The sequence below is a fragment of the Luteibacter sp. UNC138MFCol5.1 genome, from assembly GCF_900110505.1.
Taxonomy (GTDB): domain Bacteria; phylum Pseudomonadota; class Gammaproteobacteria; order Xanthomonadales; family Rhodanobacteraceae; genus Luteibacter.
On sequence record NZ_FODZ01000002.1, the window covers coordinates 178,507 to 198,239 of the forward strand.

The following is a 19,733-nucleotide window of genomic DNA, read 5'->3' on the forward strand; positions in this document are numbered from 1 at the left end:
GCGGTTACACAATCACGGGTGCGCGCAGGACGGCCCGTGGATGTGTCCGGCGTGCTCGCCGCGGTCGACGCGCAGGTTGACGAAGTGCGCCGCGGCGACGAGGAAACCGCCGCACGTGACGAGGACGCTGTGCACAAACAGCGAGCCACCGTGCAGGAACGTCACGCCGAGGATCAGCAGGAGAAGCCCCGGCACCGCGAGCAGCAACGGCAGGCGGCGGCGGTGACGCCGGAAGCCGGAAACGAGCGCGACGCTGGCCAGCACGCAGGCGAAACCGACGAAACCGGCTTCGAAGCGGTGGTCGGCCAGGAACGAAAGCCCGATGAGCGGCAGCAGCGCGATCACGAACGGCAGCGCGGCGCAGTGGATGGCGCACAGGAAGGACGCCGTCGCGCCCAGGCGGTCGGCGGCGTGCCACCAGCGGCGCGGTACTTCGGGTTCGGCGGCGGAGTCGGTCATGGAAGACATAGCGTGACTAGTTGCACGGGTCGAGGCAAGCGATGATACTTTATAACATTGCAAAACCCAACTGGAGCTCCACCCGATGCGCAGAACCCTTATCGCCCTGGCCCTGGCCGCGAGTTTCGGCACGTCCCTGCCCGTGATGGCGGACGACGCCGCCCAGGACGGGACCCCGCCCTCGGTGGGGGCGACCGACGCCCAGGGCAAGAGCCGCAAGCACGTCGACAAGCTCGACGCCATCGTGGTCAACGCCGTGCCGGGCGGTCAGAAGGCCGATCAGATCGTGGCGCCCGTGGCGGTGCTGGCAGGCTCGGCGCTTGACGACGCCAAGGGCGTGTCGCTCGGCGAGACGGTGTCCTCCATCCCCGGCGTGCAGAGTTCCGCGCTCGGTACCGCGGTGGGCCGACCCGTGATCCGCGGCCTCGACGGCCCGCGCGTGGCGGTGCTCGAGAACGGCCTCTCGTCCCAGGACGTGTCGAACGTCAGCCAGGACCACGCGGTCACCCTCGAGCCGTTCCTCGCCGACCAGATCGAGGTGCTCAAGGGTCCGGCCACCCTGCTCTACGGCTCGGGCGCGATCGGCGGCGTCGTCAACGTCGTCGACGGGCGCGTTCCCGAAAAGGCCCCGGACAACGGCTTCGCCGGGCGCGCGGAAGTGCGCGGCGATTCCGTCTCGGATGGCAAGACCGGCCTGCTCCGCCTCGACGCGGGCAACGACCGGTTCGCCATCCACGTGGACGGCATGCACCGCGACAACGAGGACTACGACATTCCCGGCGGCACGCTGGCCAACAGCGCGGTGAAGACGACCTCGGGCTCGGTGGGCGCGTCGCTGCTCGGTTCGTGGGGCTTCGTCGGTCTGTCGGTGTCGCGCTTCCTCGACCTCTACGGCAGCCCGGCCGAGCCCGGCGATCCGGCCGAAGGCGAGGATCCGGTCCACATCAAGATGGCGCAGACCAACTACACCCTGAAGGGCGGCCTGGTGAAGCCGTTCGACGGCATCGCGAAGGTCGATTTCAGCCTGGGCCATGGCGCGTACCAGCACGTCGAGTACGAAGGCGACGTACCGGGCACCACCTTCACCACGAACAGCAACCAGGGCCGCCTCCTGGTCACGCACGAGCCGCTCGCCGGCTGGGAAGGCGCGTTCGGCGTGCAGACGCAGCACCGCCAGTTCGCGGCCGTCGGCGAGGAGACCTTCGTTCCGGCCACCACGACCAGCGGCGTCGGCGTGTTCCTGACCGAGCAGCGCGACTTCGGCCCGTTCAAGGTCGAGCTCGGCGCGCGCCACGACAGGCAGAGCGTCGATCCGGACGACGGTCCGAAGCGCGACTACAGCCCGAACAGTTTCTCCGCCGGTGTCGCCTGGCGTTTCGCGGAGCAGTGGCATCTGTCGCTGAACCTCGATCATGCCGAACGCGCGCCGTCCGAAGAGGAACTCTTCGCCAACGGGCCGCACGAGGCCTCGAACACGTTCGAGATCGGCAGCGACCTCACGAAGGAAAAGTCGAACCAGGCGGAACTCGGCCTGCATTTCCACGGCGAGTTCGTCGAAGGCAAGATCGCCGCGTACTACAACCGGTACAAGAACTTCATCTACCTCGCCGACACCGGCGAGATCGAGGACGACCTGCCGGTGCGCATCTGGTCGCAGAACGACGCGACGTTCCGCGGCGCCGAAGCCGAAGCGACCTTCCACCTCGCCAAGGGCCCGTCCGGCCACTGGGACCTGCGCGTCTTCGGGGACACCGTGCGCGCGACGCTCTCGGATGGCGCGGGCAACGTGCCGCGCATCCCCGCCGGTCGCGTCGGCAGCACGCTGAGCTGGAACACCGACGGCTTCCGCGCGAGCGTCGGCGCCGTGCGTTACATGAAGCAGGACAGGATCGCCGCGTTCGAAACGGACACGGCCGGCTACACGCTCGTCAACGCCCACTTCGCCTGGACCTTCGTCAATGACGAACGCAGCCAGTGGGAAGCCTTCGTGGACGGCAACAACCTGACCAACCAGACCGCCCGTCCGGCTACGTCGTTGTTCAAGGATGTCGCGCCGCTGCCGGGCCGGAACGTCTCGGTGGGTCTGCGCGCGTTCTTCTGACCATCGATGCCTTGGTTGTAGGAGCGGACCTGGCCGCGACAGCTCTTCGCGACAGACTGACAGGGCCTGTAGCGCTGTCGCGAAAAGATGTCGCGCGCAGGGCGCGCTCCTACCACCGCGGTGTCAGGACTCGAGGCAGTTCCGGCAGATGCCGTGCACTTCGAGGGTCTGGGCCTGCGGGCGGAAGCCGAGGGCTTTCGCCTGCGCCTCGATCAGTTCGGCGACGCGTTCGTCGCAGACTTCCTGCGCGCACTGGCAGGTATCGCAGATGAGGAACGGCACCTGGTGCGCCTCGGCCGGGTGATGGCACGAGACGAACGCGTTGATGGATTCCAGCTTGTGGATGAAGCCGTTCTCGAGGAGGAAATCGAGCGCGCGATAGACCGTGGGCGGCGCGGCGTTGCCGTGCTTCTCGCGGAGGCGATCGAGCAGGTCGTAAGCTTTTACGGGCTTCCCCGCACCGGCGACGAGTTCGAGCACCTCACGGCGCAACGGCGTGAGGCGCAGGCCGCGCTCGGTCGACGCGATCTCCACCGCCTCGACGAAGCCGCGGGCGTCGTCGTGGTGCTGGTGAGCGTGGTGGTGGGCGGCGTGCGTGGTCACATCGGTATCCTCGTGTCCGTCATCCTAACATGAGGACCTTTCAGCGCTTTTTCGACCCCGGCAACGGTGGCGGCGTGCGCCGCGGAAGGAACGGGAAGATCCAGCCGATCGGCCCCAGCACGAGCGAACCGATCACACCGGCCTTCACGCGTCCGCGCCAGTAGCCGAGCACCGCGCCGACCACCACGAACGCGATCTGCCAGAGCACGAGCTCCGTCCACGGCACGATCGCCATCAGGTTCATGAAGATCCGCACCGACGCGTCCGGCGCATCCGGATCGACGCCCTGCATGGCTCTGGCTAGCAGTTCGTCCATGGGCGCCTACCGTCGGGTGGGAGCGGCCTTGGCCGCGATGGGTGCTTGCGGCAAGCACCCATCGCGGCCAAGGCCGCTCCTACAAGGGTTTGGGCGGGTGCCGGACAAATCAGCCCTGCGCTCGCAACAGCGCCTCGTCGATGCGCGCGATCGCGCCCTCGCGCCCGGCGAGGTAGATGGTGTGTTCGATCGACGGGGAGACCTGCGTGCCCGTCATGGCGACGCGCAGCGGCGCGGCGACCTTGCCCATGCCCAGTTCCAGCGACGCGGCGACGCGTTCGACCGCGCCGTGCACCGCTTCGGGCGTCCATGCCGCGACCGCGGCGAGTTCGTTCTTCGCGGCGTTCAGCGCGGCGGGCGCGGTGTCCGCGCGCAGGTGCTTCTCGACCGCCTTCTCGTCCCACTCGACGATCGGCCCGTACCAGATCTTCGCTCGCTCGGCCATTTCCTTGAATGTCTGCACGCGATCGCGCAGCGCGACCACGACATCCGCGGGATCCGGACCCTGCGCGACGTCGATGCCGATCTTCGCCAGATGCCATGCGAGTTCGGGACCGAGCGTCTCGGGCGCGTCGGTCTTGAGGTAATGCTGGTTGAGCCACGAGAGCTTGGTGATGTCGAAGCGCGACGCCGCCTTGTTGACGTCGGCGACGTCGAACAGTTCGGTCATCTGCGCGACGGAGAAGATTTCCTGATCGCCGTGCGACCAGCCGAGGCGGACGAGGTAGTTGAGCAGCGCGTGCGGCAGGAAGCCGTCGTCGCGGTACTGCATCACGCTCACCGCGCCGTGGCGCTTCGACAGCTTCTGGCCATCGGGACCGAGGATCATCGGCAGGTGCGCGAACTCGGGCACCGGCGCGCCGAGCGCCTTGTAGATGTTGATCTGGCGCGGGGTGTTGTTGACGTGGTCGTCGCCGCGGATCACCTCGGTGATGCCCATGTCGATGTCGTCGACCACCACGGCGAAGTTGTAGGTCGGGAAACCGTCGGAACGGAAGATGACGAGGTCGTCCAGCTCCTCGTTCGACCATTCGATGCGCCCCTTGACCTTGTCGTCGAACACCACGCTGCCCGAGGTCGGGTTCTTGAAGCGGATGACGCGGTTCGGGTCGTCGCGCAGCGGCTCGTCACGGTCGCGGTAGTATCCGTTGTAGCGCGGCTTCACGCCCGCGGCCATGGCCGCGTTGCGCATCTCCTCGATCTCTTCCTTGGTCTCGTACGCGTAGTACGCCTTCCCTTCGCGCAGCAGCTGGTCGGCCACTTCGCGATAACGGTCCATGCGCTGCGTCTGGTAGTACGGACCTTCGTCGTGCGCGAGGCCCAGCCACGACATGCCGTCCAGGATCGCCTGCACGGCTTCCTGCGTCGAACGCTCGCGATCGGTGTCCTCGATGCGCAGCACGAACTCGCCGCCGCGACGGCGCGCCTCCAGCCAGCAATACAGCGCGGTGCGCGCGCCGCCGATGTGCAGGTAGCCGGTAGGACTGGGGGCGAAACGGGTGCGGACGGTCATGGGGGCGGTTGGGGTTTGTGGGCAATGGGGGAGTTTAGCGTGGGTGGGGGGTGGGCGGGAGTTGGGGGATGTCTTGGGGATGGGACTTGGGAATTGGGGGCGTTGAGTTCGGGAGTTGGGGGTTGGGAATTGGGGGCGCTGTTCACGGCGGACGCTCGAGGGGGCCGGCGGCGTGACACTCGCCTCGAGGCACGCCAAACGCTGCGGCCCCCTCGGGCGCTCGTTAGTGCGCCCCCAATTCCCAACTCCCAACCCCCACCCTCCCCTGTCATCCACCGGTCATATCGCGATAACCGCCCCGACACGGCGGCGGGCCACCATGCCCCAAGCCAGGCAACGAGGGGCACCGCCATGCGCATCGGCATCGTCACCGAAACCTACGCACCGGACGTCAACGGTGTCGCCCTGACCGTCCAGTCCCTCGCCCGCGGCATCGTCCGCCGCGGCCACAGCGTCGACCTCGTTCGCCCCATCCACCCCGCGACACCACCGCTGGCCGACGCGGGCATGGACGTCCTCGCGGTCGACGGGGCGTCGGTGCCTCGCTACGCGGGCCTGCGTTTCGGGCTGCCCGCACGGTTTCGTCTCGAACGCCGCTGGCGTTCCGACCGGCCGGATGCCATCTATGTGGCCACGGAAGGCCCCCTGGGCTGGAGCGCCGTCAGTGCCGCGCGCCGCCTGGGCATCCCGGTCGCCACGGGGTTCCACACCCGGTTCGATTTCTACGTCGGCCATTACGGCTTCGGCGCGCTGACTCCGCTCGTGCGGCACTATCTCGCGCGGTTCCACCGGCGCGCGCAGACGACGCTCGTGCCGACCGGCCAGCTCGCCGCCGAACTCAACGATCTCGGCGTGCACGACGTGCGCGTGCTGCGCCGCGCGGTCGATACGCTGCGCTTCCATCCGGAACGTCGCGACGACGCGCTGCGCGCCTCCTGGGGCGTGACGGACGACGCGCCGGTCGTCCTCAGCGTCGGACGCGTCGCGCCCGAGAAGAACCTGCACGTCGTCATCGACGCCTACCGCGCCCTCGCCCGCCGGGTGCCGGGCACGCGTTGCGTCATCGTGGGCGATGGTCCCGGCCGCGCCGCGCTGCAGGCCGCGCATCCGGATGTCATCTTCGCCGGCACGCGCCGCGGCGACGAACTCGCGGCGTACTACGCCAGCGCCGACCTGTTCGTCTTTCCAAGCCTCACCGAGACGTTCGGCAACGTGGTGCTCGAGGCCATGGCCTCCGGCGTTCCGGTGGTCGCGTACGCCGAGGCGGCCGCGCGTGAATTCATCCGCAACGGCCAGAACGGCATCCGGGTCGCGCCCGGCAACGAAGGCGGCCTGATCGAGCGCGCCGCCGCCCTCGGCGCCGACGCCACCGTGCGCGCCGCGATGGGTCGTGCCGCGCGCGCCTCGGTCGCCAGCCTTTCGCCGGAGTCGGTCGTCGCCGCCTTCGAATCGATCATGCAGTCACTGGCCGAGGAGCACGTCCATGAACGCAGCACCGCCGTCGCCGCGTAGGGCGAACCTGGACCGGCGCATGTGCGTCGCGGCCAACCGCTGGGGCGCGCGTCGCGCCATCGGCATCTTCTTCGGCGCCATCAGCCGGCTCGGCGATGGCGTGTTCTGGTATGCGCTGATGAGCGTCATCGCCGTCGTAGGCGGGTGGCACGGTGTCGCCGTCGCGGCGCAGATGGCCGTGACGGGCCTCACGGCCCTCATGCTCTATCGCGTGCTCAAGCGCTGGACGCGGCGCCCACGCCCTTTCCGCACCTGTCCCGGCGTCATCGCCCACGTCCCGCCGCTCGACGAGTTCAGCTTTCCCTCGGGCCACACGCTGCAGGCCGTCGCGTTCACGGTCGTGGCGGTCGCGCACTACCCCGTGCTCGCGCCCTTCCTGATCGGATTCGCGGCGCTGATCGGCGCGTCGCGCGTGGTGCTCGGGCTGCACTATCCCAGCGACGTGATCGCCGCCACGGCGATCGGCGGCGGGCTCGGCACGCTGTCGCTCTGGGCGGAGCGCGTGCTGGTCTGAACTTCGTTCTTCGGGCGCGGTGGGAGCGGCCCTGGCCGCGACGCCGTTGGGGCCGTGAGTCACAAGGCTGATGCGTCCGGCGAAAAGCTGACGCGGCCGGGTCCGCTCCCACACGATACCTGTTGGAGCGGCCCTGGCCGCGACGCCGTTGGGGCCGTGAGTCGCAGGGCCTGATGCGTCCGGCGAAAAGCTGTCGCGGCCGGGTCCGCTCCCACACGGGAGCGGCCGGTATGGTCAGGCGAATCAGGCCGCCGCGCGCGGGGCCTTCTGCAGGATGCCCAGCATGGCGCCGAGCTTGTCGCGCATCTCGCGGCGGTCGACGATGACGTCGACGGCACCGTGCTCGACCAGGAACTCGGAGCGCTGGAAACCTTCCGGCAGCGTCTCGCGCACGGTCTGCTCGATCACGCGGGGACCCGCGAAACCGATCAGCGCCTTCGGCTCGGCGACGTTGAGGTCGCCCAGCATGCCGAGGCTCGCCGACACGCCGCCCGTGGTCGGGTGCGTGAGGACGGAAATGTACGGAATGCCGGCATCGCGCATGCGCGCCAGCGCGGCGGACGTCTTCGCCATCTGCATCAGCGAGAACAGGCCTTCCTGCATGCGCGCGCCGCCGGTGGCGGAAAAACACACCAGCGCGCTTTTCTCAGCGAGCGCCTTTTCGGCGGCGCGGGCGAACTTCTCGCCCACCACCGAACCCATCGAGCCGCCCATGAACGCGAATTCGAACGCCACGGCGACGACCGGGCGCTCGAGCAGGCGGCCGGACATCGCGATCAGCGCGTCCTTCTCGCCCGTGTTCTTCTGCGCGGCGGCCACGCGGTCCTTGTACTTCTTCTGGTCCTTGAACTTCAGGGCGTCGACCGCTTCCATCTTCGGCCATAGCTCGGTCGTGCTGCCCTCGTCGAAGAAGGCCGCCAGGCGCGCGCGCGCCGAGATCGCGTGATGGTGGCCGCACTTCGGGCAGACCATCAGCGACTTCTCGAGCTCGGGCTTGTACAGCACCGTGCCGCAACCCGCGCACTTCTCCCAGACGCCTTCCGGCACCTTGCCCTTGCCACCGGCCGCGCTGGGTGCGCGGGTCTTCGGCGTCATGATTTTCTGCAGCCAGTTCATCGTGTGTCTCCGGTACCTGTACGTCCGCTCGCCCGATCAGCGCGCGTCGAGAGCGGCGCGGATCGGAGCGAGGAAATCCCTTGCCCTGCCGACGGCATCGTCGGCCGAGGTCGCACCGGCGAGGCGGTCGACCAGGGCGCTGCCGATGACGACGGCGTCGGCGAATTCGCCGATCGCCTTCGCACCCTCGGCGTCGCGGACACCGAAGCCCACGGCGACCGGAGCCTTCGACCGGGCGCGGATGCCGGCGACGCGCTCGGCGATGTCGCCGGTGCTCAGCTGGGCCGCGCCGGTGATGCCGGCGAACGATACATAGTACAGGAAGCCCGTCGCCGCCTCGCAGAGGGCGGCCAGGCGCGTCTCGGCCGTGGTCGGCGACGCGAGCAGGATCTGGTCGAGCCCTGCCTCGCGCAGCGGTTCCAGGACGTGCGATTCCTCCAGCGGACAGTCGACCATCAGCACGCCATCCACGCCGGCTTCGACGGCATCTTCGGCGAACGCCGCGTATCCGTACATCTCCACCGGATTGAGGTAGCCCATCAGCACGATCGGGGTCTCGTCATCCGTCTCGCGGAACGCGGCCACCCAGGCCAGCACGTTCGCCAGGCCGACGCCCTTCGCGATCGCGCGCTCGCTGGCGTGCTGGATGACCGGACCGTCGGCCATGGGGTCGGAGAACGGCACGCCAAGCTCGATCACGTCGGCGCCGGCGGCCACCAGGCCATGGAGCAGCGACACCATGCCGTCCGGCGACGGATCGCCGGCGGTGACGAAGGGGATCAGGCCGGTGCGGCCGGCGGACTTCAGCGCCGCGAAGCGACGTTCGATGCGGCTCATCAGAGTTCGATTCCTTCGCGGGCGGCGATGGTATGCACGTCCTTGTCGCCACGCCCCGAGAGGTTGGCGAGGACGATGCCGTCCTTCGGCAGCTCGCGCGCCAGCTTCATCGCCTGGGCGATGGCGTGGCTCGACTCGAGCGCCGGCAGGATGCCCTCGGTGCGGGCGAGCAGGTGGAAGGCTTCGAGCGCCTCGTCGTCGGTGACACCGACGTACTCGGCACGGCCGGCGTCCTTGAGGAACGCGTGCTCGGGACCGACGCCCGGATAGTCGAGACCCGCCGAGATCGAGTGCGTCTCGACGATCTGGCCGTTCGCATCGGAGAGCACGTACGTGCGGTTGCCGTGCAGCACGCCCGGTTTGCCGGCGGCGAGCGAGGCCGCGTGACGACCCGTCTCGATGCCGTCGCCGGCCGCTTCGGCGCCGACGAGGCGCACACCGCCGTCGTTGAGGAACGCGTGGAAGATACCGATCGCGTTCGACCCGCCGCCGACGCACGCGGTGACGACGTCGGGAAGGCGACCGAACTGCTCGATGGTCTGCGCGCGGGCCTCGCGACCGACGATCGCGTTGAAGTCGCGCACCATCTGCGGATACGGGTGCGGGCCCGCGACGGTGCCGATGATGTAGAAGGTGTCCTCGACGTTCGTGACCCAGTCGCGCATCGCCTCGTTCAGGGCGTCCTTCAGCGTCTTCGAACCGGACGTCACCGGCACGACCTCGGCGCCGAGCAGGCGCATGCGGTAGACGTTGATCTTCTGCCGCTCGATGTCGACGGCGCCCATGTACACGACGCATTTCAGGCCCATGCGCGCGGCGACGGTGGCGCTGGCCACGCCGTGCTGCCCGGCGCCCGTCTCGGCGATGATGCGCGACTTGCCCATGTAGCGCGCCACGAGCGCCTGGCCGACGGTGTTGTTGATCTTGTGCGCGCCGGTATGGTTCAGGTCTTCGCGCTTGAGCACGATGCGCGCGCCGCCGACGTGCTTCGACAGCCGCTCGGCGTGATAGACCGGGCTCGGGCGGCCGACGTAGTGCTTGAGATCGCGATCGAGCTCGGCGATGAACGCCGGGTCGGTGCGCAGCTTCTCGTAGGCGGCGGTGAGCTCGGCCAGCGGCTCCATCAGGGTCTCGGCGACGTAAATGCCGCCGAAGTCGCCGAACCGACCGTGGGCGTCGGGCCAGGCGTGGAAATCCGTGATCTGCGTCATTGCCTTCTCGGTGTCTGCTGGGGGCCGCTCACGCGCTGGGGACGGCGCGCACGGCGGAAATGAAGCGTTCCATCTTAGCCCGATCCTTGATGCCGGGCGACGCCTCGATGCCGCTGGAGACGTCCACGGCCCACGGCCGGGCGACGCGGATCGCTTCCGCGACGTTGTCGGCGGTGAGGCCACCGGCGAGGATCAGCGGCTGCGCGAGATCCTTCGGCATCAGCGACCAGTCGAAGCGCTGGCCGCTGCCGCCCTGCTCGCCCAGTCCGTGCCCGTCGAGCAGGAGGCCGGCCGCCGCGGGGTAGTCGCGCAGGCGCGCGAGCGCCGGCGCGCCCTCGCCCATCGCGATGGCCTTCAGCCAGCGCACGCCGTGCGCCGCGCACTCCGCCTGGGTTTCCACACCGTGGAACTGGAGCATGTCCGGCCGGAGCACGCGCACGACCTCGGCCACGTAGGCGGGATCGTCGTCCATGACCAGCGCCACGATGCCGACGAACGGCGGCACCGCATCGCGCAGGGTCGCCGCAGTCGAAGGGTCGACGAACCGCTTGCTCTTGCGCGTCATCACGAAACCGACCGCATCCGCGCCGAGACGCGCGGCGAGCTGCACGTCGTCGACACGGGTGATCCCGCAGCACTTGATGCGCGTCATAGCGTCACCTCCGCCGGAAGGCCCCAGTGGGCTTCGTACATCGGTCCGAGGAACGTGAGTCCTTCCGCGGGCGCGGTCGCGCCGGCGACTTCGCGATCCCGGCCCTCGAGCAGTTCGGCCATCCATTCGACCGGGCGCTCCCCGCGACCGATGGGCAGCAGCGAGCCGACGATGTTGCGCACCATGTGGTGCAGGAACGCGTTCGCCTCGATCTCCACCACCACGTGGATGTCCTCGCGGAAGACGCGGATCGACCGCACGTTGCGCCGCGCATGCGCGGCCTGGCACGACACGGCGCGGAACGCGGAGAAATCGTGCTCGCCCACGATCGCCTGCGCCGCGACGTGCATCGCGTCGGCGTCGAGCTGGCGGCGCTCCCAGGCCACGAAACGCGCGTCGAGCGCCGGTCGCACGAAGCGCGGCAGGATGCGGTAGCGATAGCGCCGGGCCCGCGCCGAGAAGCGCGCGTGGAAGTCGTCGGCCACGGGCTGCGCCCAGGTCACCGCCACGCTGTGCGGCAGGTTCGAGCACGCGCCGAGGACCCAGCCACGCATGTCGCGCACGACGTCGGTATCGAAATGCACCACCTGGCAGCGGCCATGCACGCCTGCATCCGTGCGGCCGGCCGCCGTCACCTCCACCGGCGCGTGCGCGACGTAGGTCAGCGCTTCTTCCAGCGCGCCCTGCACGGTCTTGGCATGGCTGAGCCGCTGCCAGCCAAGAAAATCGGTGCCGTCGTATTCGACGCCAAGGGCGATGCGCATGGGGTGGGTCGGAAGTGGCGGGAGCCGCAAAGGGTACCATCCCGTCGCCAACGAGCCGCTGTTGGAGCGGACCTGGCCGCGACGCCGTTGAGGCCGTGAGCCGCAGGGCCTGCCGCGCCCCGCGAAAAGCTGTCGCGGCCGGGTCCGCTCCCACAACGCACCGATGGCTGTTGGAGCGGCCCTGGCCGCGACGCCGTTGAGGCCGTGAGCCGCAGGGCCTGCCGCGCCCCGCGAAAAGCTGTCGCGGCCGGGTCCGCTCCCACAACGCACCGATGGCTGTTGGAGCGGCCCTGGCCGCGACGCCGTTGAGGCCGTGAGCCGCAGGGCCTGCTGCGTCCGGCGAAAAGCTGTCGCGGCCGGGTCCGCTCCCACACGGGACCGATGGCTGTTGGAGGGGACCTGGCCGCGACGCGGTTGAGGCCGTGAGCCGCAGGGCCTGATGCGTCCGGCGAAAAGCTGTCGCGGCCGGGTCCGCTCCCACACGATGCCTGTTGGAGCGGCCCTGGCCGCGACGCCGTTGAGGCCGTGAGCCGCAGGGCCTGCTGCGTCCAGCGAAAAGCTGTCGCGGCCGGGTCCGCTCCCACATCGCACCGATGTCCGTTGGAGCGGACCTGGCCGCGACGCCGTTGAGGCCGTGAGCCGCAGGGCCTGCTGCGCCCGGCGAGAAGCTGTCGCGGCCAGGTCCGCTCCCACAACGCACCGATGGCTGTTGGAGCGGACCTGGCCGCGACGCCGTTGGGGCCGTGAGCCGCAGGGCCTGATGCGCCCGGCGAAAAGCTGTCGCGGCCGGGTCCGCTCCCACAACGCACCGATGGCTGTTGGAGCGCACCTGGCCGCGACGTCGTTGAGGCCGTGAGCCGCAGGGCCTGCTGCGCCCCGCGAAAAGCTGTCGCGGCCGGGTCCGCTCCTACAAGAAAAAAGCCCCGGCGGGTGGCCGGGGCTTTCTGTTCTGCCTGTGCTCGCGATCAGACGATATCGTCGAGGATCCGGCGGGCCGTGTCCTTCTGCATCTGCGAGCCTTCCGCGATCACCTCGTCCAGCATGAGGCGGGCGCCCTCGGCGTCGCCCATGTCCAGATAGGCGCGGGCGAGATCGAGCTTCGTGTCGACCGGGTCGTCGCTGAAGCTTTCCGGGCCGTGATCCTCGATCGGCTCTTCGTCGGCGAACACCGGCTCGTCGAAACGCGGCGGTTCGTCGAAACGCGGGAGCTCGTCCACGTGCTTCGGCGCCTCGAAGGCCGGCTCGTCGTGCGCCGGCGCGCGATCGGCATCCTCGTCGAACGACCAGCTCGAGCGCGGCTCGTCGTGGGCGGCCGTCTCGCTGGCGAGCACGTCGCCGAACGCCGCATGGCCTTCGTGCGTGCCGTGCGCTTCGGCATACGGCGATTCCGGCGCGTCCACGTCGAACACTTCCGGCGCGTGCGGACGGCGATCCGCCTCGGCGCGCTGCACCGGGGTAAGGTCGAAATTGAAGTGGTATTCGCTGTGCTTCTGCGGCGCGGGCGTCGCAGGGCGGGCCTCTTCATCCGGACTGGTCACGTACGTGCCGAGGTCGAACTCCTCCAGCGCCGCGGCGTGATCCGGGTGCTGCGGCGAGCCGGCCGTATACGTGTCGTCGTCGTACGGATCGTCGATCTCGTCGACCGGCACGCCGCCGAACAGCGGATGCGTCGGGGCGAGGTCCTCGCCCATCATCACCACCTCGCGCCATTCCGGCTGCTCGGGATCGGCGACGTGGGCGAACATGGCTTCGGCGGCGGCTTCGAAGTGATCGACGTCGCGGCGGCCGTAGTAGAGGCTGACCAGCTCGAGATGCAGGCCGATGTCGTCCGGGTGCTCCGCCAGCGCGTCGAGGATCTCGCGCTGGTCCTGGTCCATCGTGTCGGTGTGCTCGAAGTCGCCGAATGTGGGCTCCTGGCCGAAACGATCGGCGAGCGACGGCGTGCCGGCGACGGCGGCCGCGGCCTTCGGTTTCCTGCGCCCGAACACGGCCGCGACGAGCAGCAGGAGGATGACGATCGCGCCGCCACCCCAGGCCCAGGGCTGCATGAACCAGGGATCTTCCTCCGCGACGGGCGCCGTGGGCGTGACATGGGCCGGAGCCGGCTTCGCGACCGGTGCCGGCGGTGCGGCGGCAGCCGTCGCCGCCGCGGCGGGCGCCGGGGACGCGAGCGGGGTCGTGGCGACGGTCGCGGAAGCGGCCGGGGCTGCCGCGGTGCTGGCGGCGGCGGCCGGTGCCGTGGCGGCCGTGACCGGCGCGCTGGCGGCAGCCGCCGGTGTCGGTGCTGGAGCCGGAGTGGCCGCGACGGCCGCGCCCTTCTGCGCCTCGGCCAGCTTGCGCTGGAGTTCGGCGATTTCCGAATCCTTCAGGCTTAGCAGGCGCTGGTTCTTCGCGTCGATCGCCTCGAGCTCGCCGATGCGCGACTTCAGCTCGGCGCCCTGCTGCTTGAGCGACGCGACGCTTTCCTGCGAGGTCGCCAGTTCCTGACGGAGGCCGGCGACCTGGGCGTCGCCCGTGCCACCCTTCGTTCCGGCGCGGGTGGACGCGGCGTCGCCGCCGTCCTTCGACGGCACGATGGCGAGACGGTCGTCGGCGCTGGCCGCGGCCTTCGCCTTCGGCTGGCTCGCGCCCGTGGAGGCGGCATCGGCGACCGTCGACGGCGCGCGGGTGCTACCGGCGCGCCAGGATTCGTTCTGGCGGCGGACTTCGGAGAGCGCCGCGTCGGCGCTCTCCGCACGCACCTCGTCGGCAGACGGGATACGCAGGACCGCACCCGTCTTCAACGCGTTCATGTTGTCGCGATAGAAGGCGTCTGGGTTGGCCTTCTGCAGGGCCACGAGCATCTGGTTCATGTCCGCGCCGCCCGCATGCTGGCGGGCGATCGTGGACAGCGTCTGGCCACGCTGCACCGGGCCATAGGAGTCGGCGGACGCACGGCGCGGCACCGATTGGCGAGGCGCGGGAGCGGGAGCGGGCGCCGCGGGAGCCGGCGCCGGCGGCGCAGCTGTCTCGGCGGTGCGCGAGGGACGCGCGTCGCTGGCCGCCGGCACCCGCGGCGGCACGTCCGACGTACGCGAGGGCGGCGCGGCGGGAGCCTGCGGTTCGGCGGTCGACGCCGCCTGGTGGATCGGCGAGCCCGGCGGGTCGAGCAGCATGGTGACTTCCCGGACGACCTTGTTGCCGCCCGAGGAGACTTCGACGAGGAAATCGAGGTAGGTGTCGCGGACTGGCTCGGCACTGGTGACGCGAACCACGGGCTGCCCGGACGCGCCCTTGGCGACCGTGAAGTTCAGGGCGACGGGAAGGCCGCCGCGATTGAGCCCCGCCCGGCGGAAGGCGTCCTCCGACGCCAGCGCCACCTGGACGTTGCCCAGGTTGCCCGACACGCCGGTGAGCGGAATCTCGGCGACCAGCGGCTGATCCATGGTGGAACGCACCTGGACGGCACCCAGACTCTGAGCCAGGGCTGTGCCGCCCCAGCCGGCCAACGCCAGCATGATCGAAAGCTTCAACGTGCGGTTCATGTGTTACGTCCCCCGAACTGGATCCATGCCGGCGGCGCGCCTCTATCGGGCGATCGGCCGCGAAGGCGCCACTGTAGTGCACCCCGACAACAACTAACAATAGCGGCTACGGATAGTTACGCGACAACGTTGAGTCGTTCGCGAGGCCCGTACACGCCCCCCTTACATGTACTTCGGTCAATGGCCCTGCGCGGCCTCCAGCTGCCGCTGGAGCTCGGCGATCCGGCGATCCCGTTCCTCCAGCGCCTGCCCGGCCTCCTTCGAGTGCGACTCCAGCGTGTCCACACGCGTCTTCAGCTGGCGGACTTCGGCGTCCTCGCGTTTCTCCTGCCCGCGAAGGGCATCGAGCCGCGCGCGGGAGGACGACGAGTCCGCGCGCGTCGCCCGTTCCTGCGGCCGTTGTTGCGCCGCCGACGCGGCGAGCGCGGGCAGCATCAGCAGCAGGAAGGTGGCGACGCGAGGGTTCATTACAGGTAATCCTCGATCAGGATTTCCGCGATCTGCACGGCGTTGAGCGCGGCACCCTTGCGGATGTTGTCCGCGACGACCCACAGGTCGAGGCCGCGCTCGTGCGAGATGTCCTCGCGGATGCGGCCGACGAAGACCGGGTCCTTCCCGGCCGCGTCGCCGACCGGCGTCGGGTAGCCACCGGCCTTGCGCTCGTCCTGCACCACCACGCCCGGCGCCTGCTCCAGCAGTTCGCGCGCGCGGTCGGCGGTGATCTTGTCGCGGGTTTCGATGTGCACCGCCTCGGCGTGGCCGTAGAACACCGGCACGCGGACGGCGGTCGGATTCACCTGGATGGACGCGTCCTCGAGGATCTTCCGGGTCTCCCAGACCATCTTCATCTCTTCCTTGGTGTAGCCGTTGGCCTGGAAGTCGTCGATGTGCGGAATCACGTTGAACGCGATCTGCTTCGGGAACTTGGCCGTCTCCACGTCCTGGAAGTTGAGCATCTGGGCGGTCTGCTTGCCCAGTTCCTCCATGCCGCTGCGACCCGCGCCGGACACCGACTGGTACGTCGCGACGTTGATGCGTTCGATCCCCGCCTCGCGATGGATCGGCGCCAGCGCCACCAGCATCTGCATCGTCGAGCAGTTCGGGTTGGCGATGATGCCGCGCACCGTGTAGTCGGCGATGGCGTGCGGGTTCACCTCGGACACCACCAGCGGAATGTCGTCCTGGTAGCGGAACTCGGAGGTGTTGTCGATGACCACGGCACCCGCGGCGGCGGCGCGCGGGGCGTGCTCGCGGCTCACCGATCCGCCGGCCGAGAAGAACGCGATGTCGACGCCGTCGAAGTCGTATTTCGCAAGGTCCTGGACGGTATAAGGTTTTCCGGCGAAGTCGACGGTACCGCCCGCCGAGCGCTCGCTCGCCAGGGGAACCAGTTCGCTCACGGGGAAATCCCGCTCGGCGAGGATCGACAGGAGGGTTTCGCCGACCGCGCCGGTCGCGCCCACCATGGCCACCTTGTAACTCGTCTTCTTGCTCATGCTTCGCTTTTGTCAGGCGTGGATGGAAGGTCAGCTGGCGTCGGCCAGCACACCCGGATTGAGGATCGTGGGTGGCTGGCCGGCGTGTGGACCGTGTCCGAACGCCGCCAGCACATTGTCCACAGCCAGCGCCGCCATATCGCGACGTGTGTCGCGACTTGCGCTGGCGATGTGCGGACTGAGGACGATATTGTCCCGTTCGAGCAGCCCCGGATGGACCGAGGGCTCCCCTTCGAACACGTCGATGCCCGCCGCCGCGATCTCGCCGGTGGCCAGCGCATGCGCCAGCGCGGCGTCGTCGACGATGCCGCCACGGGCGATGTTGACCAGCGTCGCGGTCGGCTTCATCGCCTTCAGTTCGGCCTCGCCGATCGCGTGGTGGTTCTGCGCGGTGTACGGCAGCACCAGGATGAGATGGTCGGACCGGCCGAGCAGCGTGGCCTTGTCGACGTAGGTCGCCGCGCATTCGCGCTCGACCTCCGCCGGCAGGCGCGAGCGATTGTGATACAGCACCTGCGCCCGGAAGCCGGCCGCGCGGCGTGCAACGGCCTGGCCGATGCGGCCCATGCCGAGGATGCCGATGGTCTTGCCGTGGACGTCCGCGCCGAGCCAGCCCTCGAAGCGGGAGCCGTGCCACTGGCCGTCGCGCAGCCAGCGCTCGGCCTCGCCCACCCGTCGCGCGGCGGCGAGCATCAGCGCCCAGGCGTAGTCGGCGACGGTCTCGGTGAGGACGTCGGGCGTGTTCGAGGCGCCGATGCCCGCGGCGGTCAGGGCATCCAGGTCGAGGTTGTTGTAGCCCACCCCGAGGTTCGCGACGAAACGCAGGCGGGAGGCGCCGGCGATGGCGGCCGCGTCGATGCGCTCCGCGAGGCCGACGATCGCGGCGTCGGCACCGGCGAGGTGCTTCGCCAGGTCGGCGCTACCGAACTTCCGCTCCTCGGTTTCCGCCCGCACCTCGAAATGCGGCCGCAGGCGGTCGACGATGTCGGGGAAGAACGGGCGGGAAATCCAGACGACCGGTTGGTTCATGGGTTACTCCCGGACGGCCCCTGGAATCCGCGGCGGCACCTCGCCCACGTCGCCGCACTGGGCGCGATGGCGCAGCGCCTGGTCCATCAGCACGAGGGCCAGCATGGCCTCGGCGATCGGCACGGCACGGATGCCGACGCAGGGATCGTGGCGGCCCTTGGTCACTACCTCGGTCGGCTGGCCCGCGCGATCGACGCTGCGGCCCGGGATCAGGATGCTCGATGTCGGCTTGAACGCCATCGACACGACGACCGGCTGGCCGGACGCGATGCCGCCGAGGATGCCGCCCGCATGATTGGACAGGAAACCGTCGGCCGTGAGTTCGTCGCGATGCTGCGTGCCGCGCTGGGCCACGGCGGCGAAGCCGTCGCCGATCTCCACGCCCTTCACGGCGTTGATCGACATCATGGCCGCCGCGATCTCGCCGTCGAGCTTGCCGTAGATCGGCTCGCCCCACCCCGCCGGCACGCCCTCGGCGACCACGGTGACCTTCGCGCCGACCGAATCGCCCGACTTGCGCAGGGCGTCCATGTAGGCCTCGAGCTCGGGCACCTGCGCGGCGTCGGGCCAGAAGAACGGGCTGCCCTCGATCGCGTCGGCGTCGAAGCCGCGCGGTACGACGTCGCCGATCTGCGCGACGTGCCCGCGCACCGTCACGCCATGGCGCTGTGCCAGCCATTTCTTCGCGATGACGCCGGCCGCCACGCGCATGGTGGTCTCGCGCGCCGACGATCGGCCACCGCCGCGCGGATCGCGCACGCCGTATTTCTGCCAGTAGGTGTAGTCGGCGTGGCCGGGGCGGAACGTGTCGAGGATGTTGCCGTAATCCTTCGAACGCGCATCCGTATTGCGGATCAGCAGCGCGATCGGGGTGCCGGTGGTCACGCCCTCGTAGACCCCGGAGAGGATCTCGATATCGTCGGCCTCGCGCCGCTGCGACGTGTGCCGCGAGCGGCCCGTCGCGCGGCGTTCCAGGTCGGCGCGGAACTCGCCGGGCTCGAGCGTGAGCCCCGGCGGGCACCCGTCGACGACGCAACCGATGGCCGGGCCGTGGCTTTCGCCGAAGGTGGTGACGGAGAGGATCTTGCCGAACGTATTGGAGGACACGGTACTTCCGGTGAAGGTCAGTTTCTTGCGGCGCGAACGGCGGCGATGTCGGCGGCATGCTCGACGAGGTCGCGCCGTTCCAGCGCGAAGATCCCCATCTGGCCCACCTTGAACTCCAGCCACACGAACGGCACGCGGGGCAGCAGGTTGACCAGCGCATGCTCGCTGTCGCCCACCTCGACGATCAGCAGGCCATCCTCGCTCAGATGGTCGGCCGCCTCGTCGAGCATGCGCAGCGTGAGGTCCAGTCCATCATCGCCGGATGTCAGGCCGAGGACCGGCTCATGGCTGTATTCGGCCGGCATCGCGGCGTATTCGTCGTTGGTGACGTACGGCGGATTGGAGACGATCAGGTCGTAGACCTCGCCCTGGAGGCCGGCGAAGAGGTCCGACTTCACCGCGCGCACGCGGTCCTCGACGTGCTGGAACACGATGTTCTCGTTGGCCAGCGACAGCGCGTCGTCGCTGACGTCGGCGAGGTCGACCTTCCACTCCGGGTTGTACTCGGCCATGGCGATGCCGATGCAGCCCGAGCCGGTGCACATGTCGAGCGCGCGTTCCACGTGGCGATCGTCCAGCCACGGGGTGAAGCGGCTCTCGATCAGCTCCGCTATCGGCGAACGCGGCACCAGCGCGCGGCGATCGCTCTTGAACTTCATGCCCGCGAACCAGGTCTCGCCCACGAGATAGGCCACCGGCACGCGCTCGACGACCCGGCGCTCGATCAGCGCCAGCACGGCCTCGCGCTCGGCGGCGACCAGCTTGCCCGCGCCGTAGGCCGGCGGAATGTCCGGCGGCAGATGCAGCGCGGCCAGCACCAGATGCGTGGCCTCGTCGATCGGATTGTCGTGGCTGTGCCCGAAGGTCAGGCCGGCGGCCGAGAAACGGCTGGCGCCGTAGCGGATGAAATCGATGATCGAGGAAAGTTCGCTGGTCACGGTCGGGGGGATTCGGTGGGGCTGGCTCGTGAGTATAGCCG

General features: G+C 69.6%; 18 protein-coding genes. 3 read left to right on the plus strand and 15 right to left on the minus strand.

What is annotated here, in order from left to right; translation table 11 throughout:
- Window positions 1-12 precede the first annotated feature (12 nt).
- On the minus strand, window positions 13-459 hold the full coding sequence (locus BMY69_RS05170; RefSeq protein WP_090175811.1) for a MerC domain-containing protein: 447 nt from the start codon (window positions 457-459) through the stop codon (window positions 13-15).
- An 85-nt stretch (window positions 460-544) separates the two neighbouring features.
- Here BMY69_RS05170 and BMY69_RS05175 point away from each other — a divergent pair, with 85 nt between their 5' ends.
- On the plus strand, window positions 545-2,560 hold the full coding sequence (locus BMY69_RS05175) for a TonB-dependent receptor domain-containing protein (RefSeq protein WP_090175812.1): 2,016 nt from the start codon (window positions 545-547) through the stop codon (window positions 2,558-2,560).
- 123 nt (window positions 2,561-2,683) lie between these two features.
- Here BMY69_RS05175 and BMY69_RS05180 read toward each other — a convergent pair whose 3' ends face one another.
- From BMY69_RS05180 to gltX, 3 genes are all read right to left on the minus strand, one after another.
- Window positions 2,684-3,163 (minus strand): transcriptional repressor, encoded by a 480-nt coding sequence (locus tag BMY69_RS05180; RefSeq protein WP_090175814.1) that lies wholly within the window; start codon window positions 3,161-3,163, stop codon window positions 2,684-2,686.
- Window positions 3,164-3,203: 40 nt separating this feature from the next.
- Window positions 3,204-3,479, minus strand: a complete 276-nt coding sequence (locus tag BMY69_RS05185; RefSeq protein WP_090175816.1) for a hypothetical protein — start codon at window positions 3,477-3,479, stop codon at window positions 3,204-3,206.
- Window positions 3,480-3,588: 109 nt separating this feature from the next.
- The gene (gene gltX / locus BMY69_RS05190; RefSeq protein WP_090175818.1) at window positions 3,589-4,992 is read right to left on the minus strand and encodes a glutamate--tRNA ligase; all 1,404 of its coding nucleotides are present in this window, start codon (window positions 4,990-4,992) and stop codon (window positions 3,589-3,591) included.
- A 351-nt stretch (window positions 4,993-5,343) separates the two neighbouring features.
- Here gltX and BMY69_RS05195 point away from each other — a divergent pair, with 351 nt between their 5' ends.
- Together BMY69_RS05195 and BMY69_RS05200 are read left to right on the plus strand one after the other, a co-directional pair.
- Window positions 5,344-6,504: a glycosyltransferase family 4 protein gene (locus BMY69_RS05195; RefSeq protein ID WP_090175820.1), complete on the plus strand. Its 1,161-nt coding sequence runs from the start codon at window positions 5,344-5,346 to the stop codon at window positions 6,502-6,504.
- Window positions 6,476-7,018 (plus strand): phosphatase PAP2 family protein, encoded by a 543-nt coding sequence (locus tag BMY69_RS05200; RefSeq protein WP_090052843.1) that lies wholly within the window; start codon window positions 6,476-6,478, stop codon window positions 7,016-7,018. The genes BMY69_RS05195 and BMY69_RS05200 overlap by 29 nt, the downstream gene beginning before the upstream one ends.
- Window positions 7,019-7,261: 243 nt before the next feature.
- Here BMY69_RS05200 and accD read toward each other — a convergent pair whose 3' ends face one another.
- The 11 genes from accD to prmB form a co-directional block, all read right to left on the minus strand.
- Window positions 7,262-8,134: an acetyl-CoA carboxylase, carboxyltransferase subunit beta gene (gene accD / locus BMY69_RS05205; protein WP_090175822.1), complete on the minus strand. Its 873-nt coding sequence runs from the start codon at window positions 8,132-8,134 to the stop codon at window positions 7,262-7,264.
- Between the two features lie 36 nt (window positions 8,135-8,170).
- Complete coding sequence (gene trpA / locus BMY69_RS05210) at window positions 8,171-8,971, minus strand: tryptophan synthase subunit alpha (protein ID WP_090052840.1); 801 nt, start codon at window positions 8,969-8,971, stop codon at window positions 8,171-8,173.
- Window positions 8,971-10,182 (minus strand): tryptophan synthase subunit beta, encoded by a 1,212-nt coding sequence (gene trpB, locus BMY69_RS05215; RefSeq protein ID WP_090175824.1) that lies wholly within the window; start codon window positions 10,180-10,182, stop codon window positions 8,971-8,973. Before trpB ends, trpA begins: the two co-directional genes overlap by 1 nt.
- A gap of 28 nt (window positions 10,183-10,210) precedes the next feature.
- Window positions 10,211-10,834: a phosphoribosylanthranilate isomerase gene (locus tag BMY69_RS05220; RefSeq protein WP_090052837.1), complete on the minus strand. Its 624-nt coding sequence runs from the start codon at window positions 10,832-10,834 to the stop codon at window positions 10,211-10,213.
- Window positions 10,831-11,598, minus strand: a complete 768-nt coding sequence (truA, locus tag BMY69_RS05225; RefSeq protein ID WP_090175826.1) for a tRNA pseudouridine(38-40) synthase TruA — start codon at window positions 11,596-11,598, stop codon at window positions 10,831-10,833. Before truA ends, BMY69_RS05220 begins: the two co-directional genes overlap by 4 nt.
- 965 nt (window positions 11,599-12,563) lie before the next feature.
- On the minus strand, window positions 12,564-15,122 hold the full coding sequence (locus BMY69_RS05230; RefSeq protein ID WP_090175828.1) for a motility hub landmark protein FimV: 2,559 nt from the start codon (window positions 15,120-15,122) through the stop codon (window positions 12,564-12,566).
- Between the two features lie 177 nt (window positions 15,123-15,299).
- On the minus strand, window positions 15,300-15,590 hold the full coding sequence (locus BMY69_RS05235; RefSeq protein WP_090175830.1) for a hypothetical protein: 291 nt from the start codon (window positions 15,588-15,590) through the stop codon (window positions 15,300-15,302).
- On the minus strand, window positions 15,590-16,618 hold the full coding sequence (locus tag BMY69_RS05240; RefSeq protein ID WP_090175832.1) for an aspartate-semialdehyde dehydrogenase: 1,029 nt from the start codon (window positions 16,616-16,618) through the stop codon (window positions 15,590-15,592). Before BMY69_RS05240 ends, BMY69_RS05235 begins: the two co-directional genes overlap by 1 nt.
- A gap of 30 nt (window positions 16,619-16,648) precedes the next feature.
- The gene (locus tag BMY69_RS05245; protein ID WP_090175833.1) at window positions 16,649-17,647 is read right to left on the minus strand and encodes a 2-hydroxyacid dehydrogenase; all 999 of its coding nucleotides are present in this window, start codon (window positions 17,645-17,647) and stop codon (window positions 16,649-16,651) included.
- Between the two features lie 3 nt (window positions 17,648-17,650).
- A complete protein-coding gene (gene aroC, locus BMY69_RS05250) occupies window positions 17,651-18,754 on the minus strand; it encodes a chorismate synthase (RefSeq protein ID WP_090175835.1) in 1,104 nt (367 codons plus the stop codon).
- Between the two features lie 17 nt (window positions 18,755-18,771).
- Window positions 18,772-19,692: a 50S ribosomal protein L3 N(5)-glutamine methyltransferase gene (gene prmB / locus BMY69_RS05255; RefSeq protein WP_090052824.1), complete on the minus strand. Its 921-nt coding sequence runs from the start codon at window positions 19,690-19,692 to the stop codon at window positions 18,772-18,774.
- Between the last annotated feature and the right edge of the window lie 41 nt (window positions 19,693-19,733).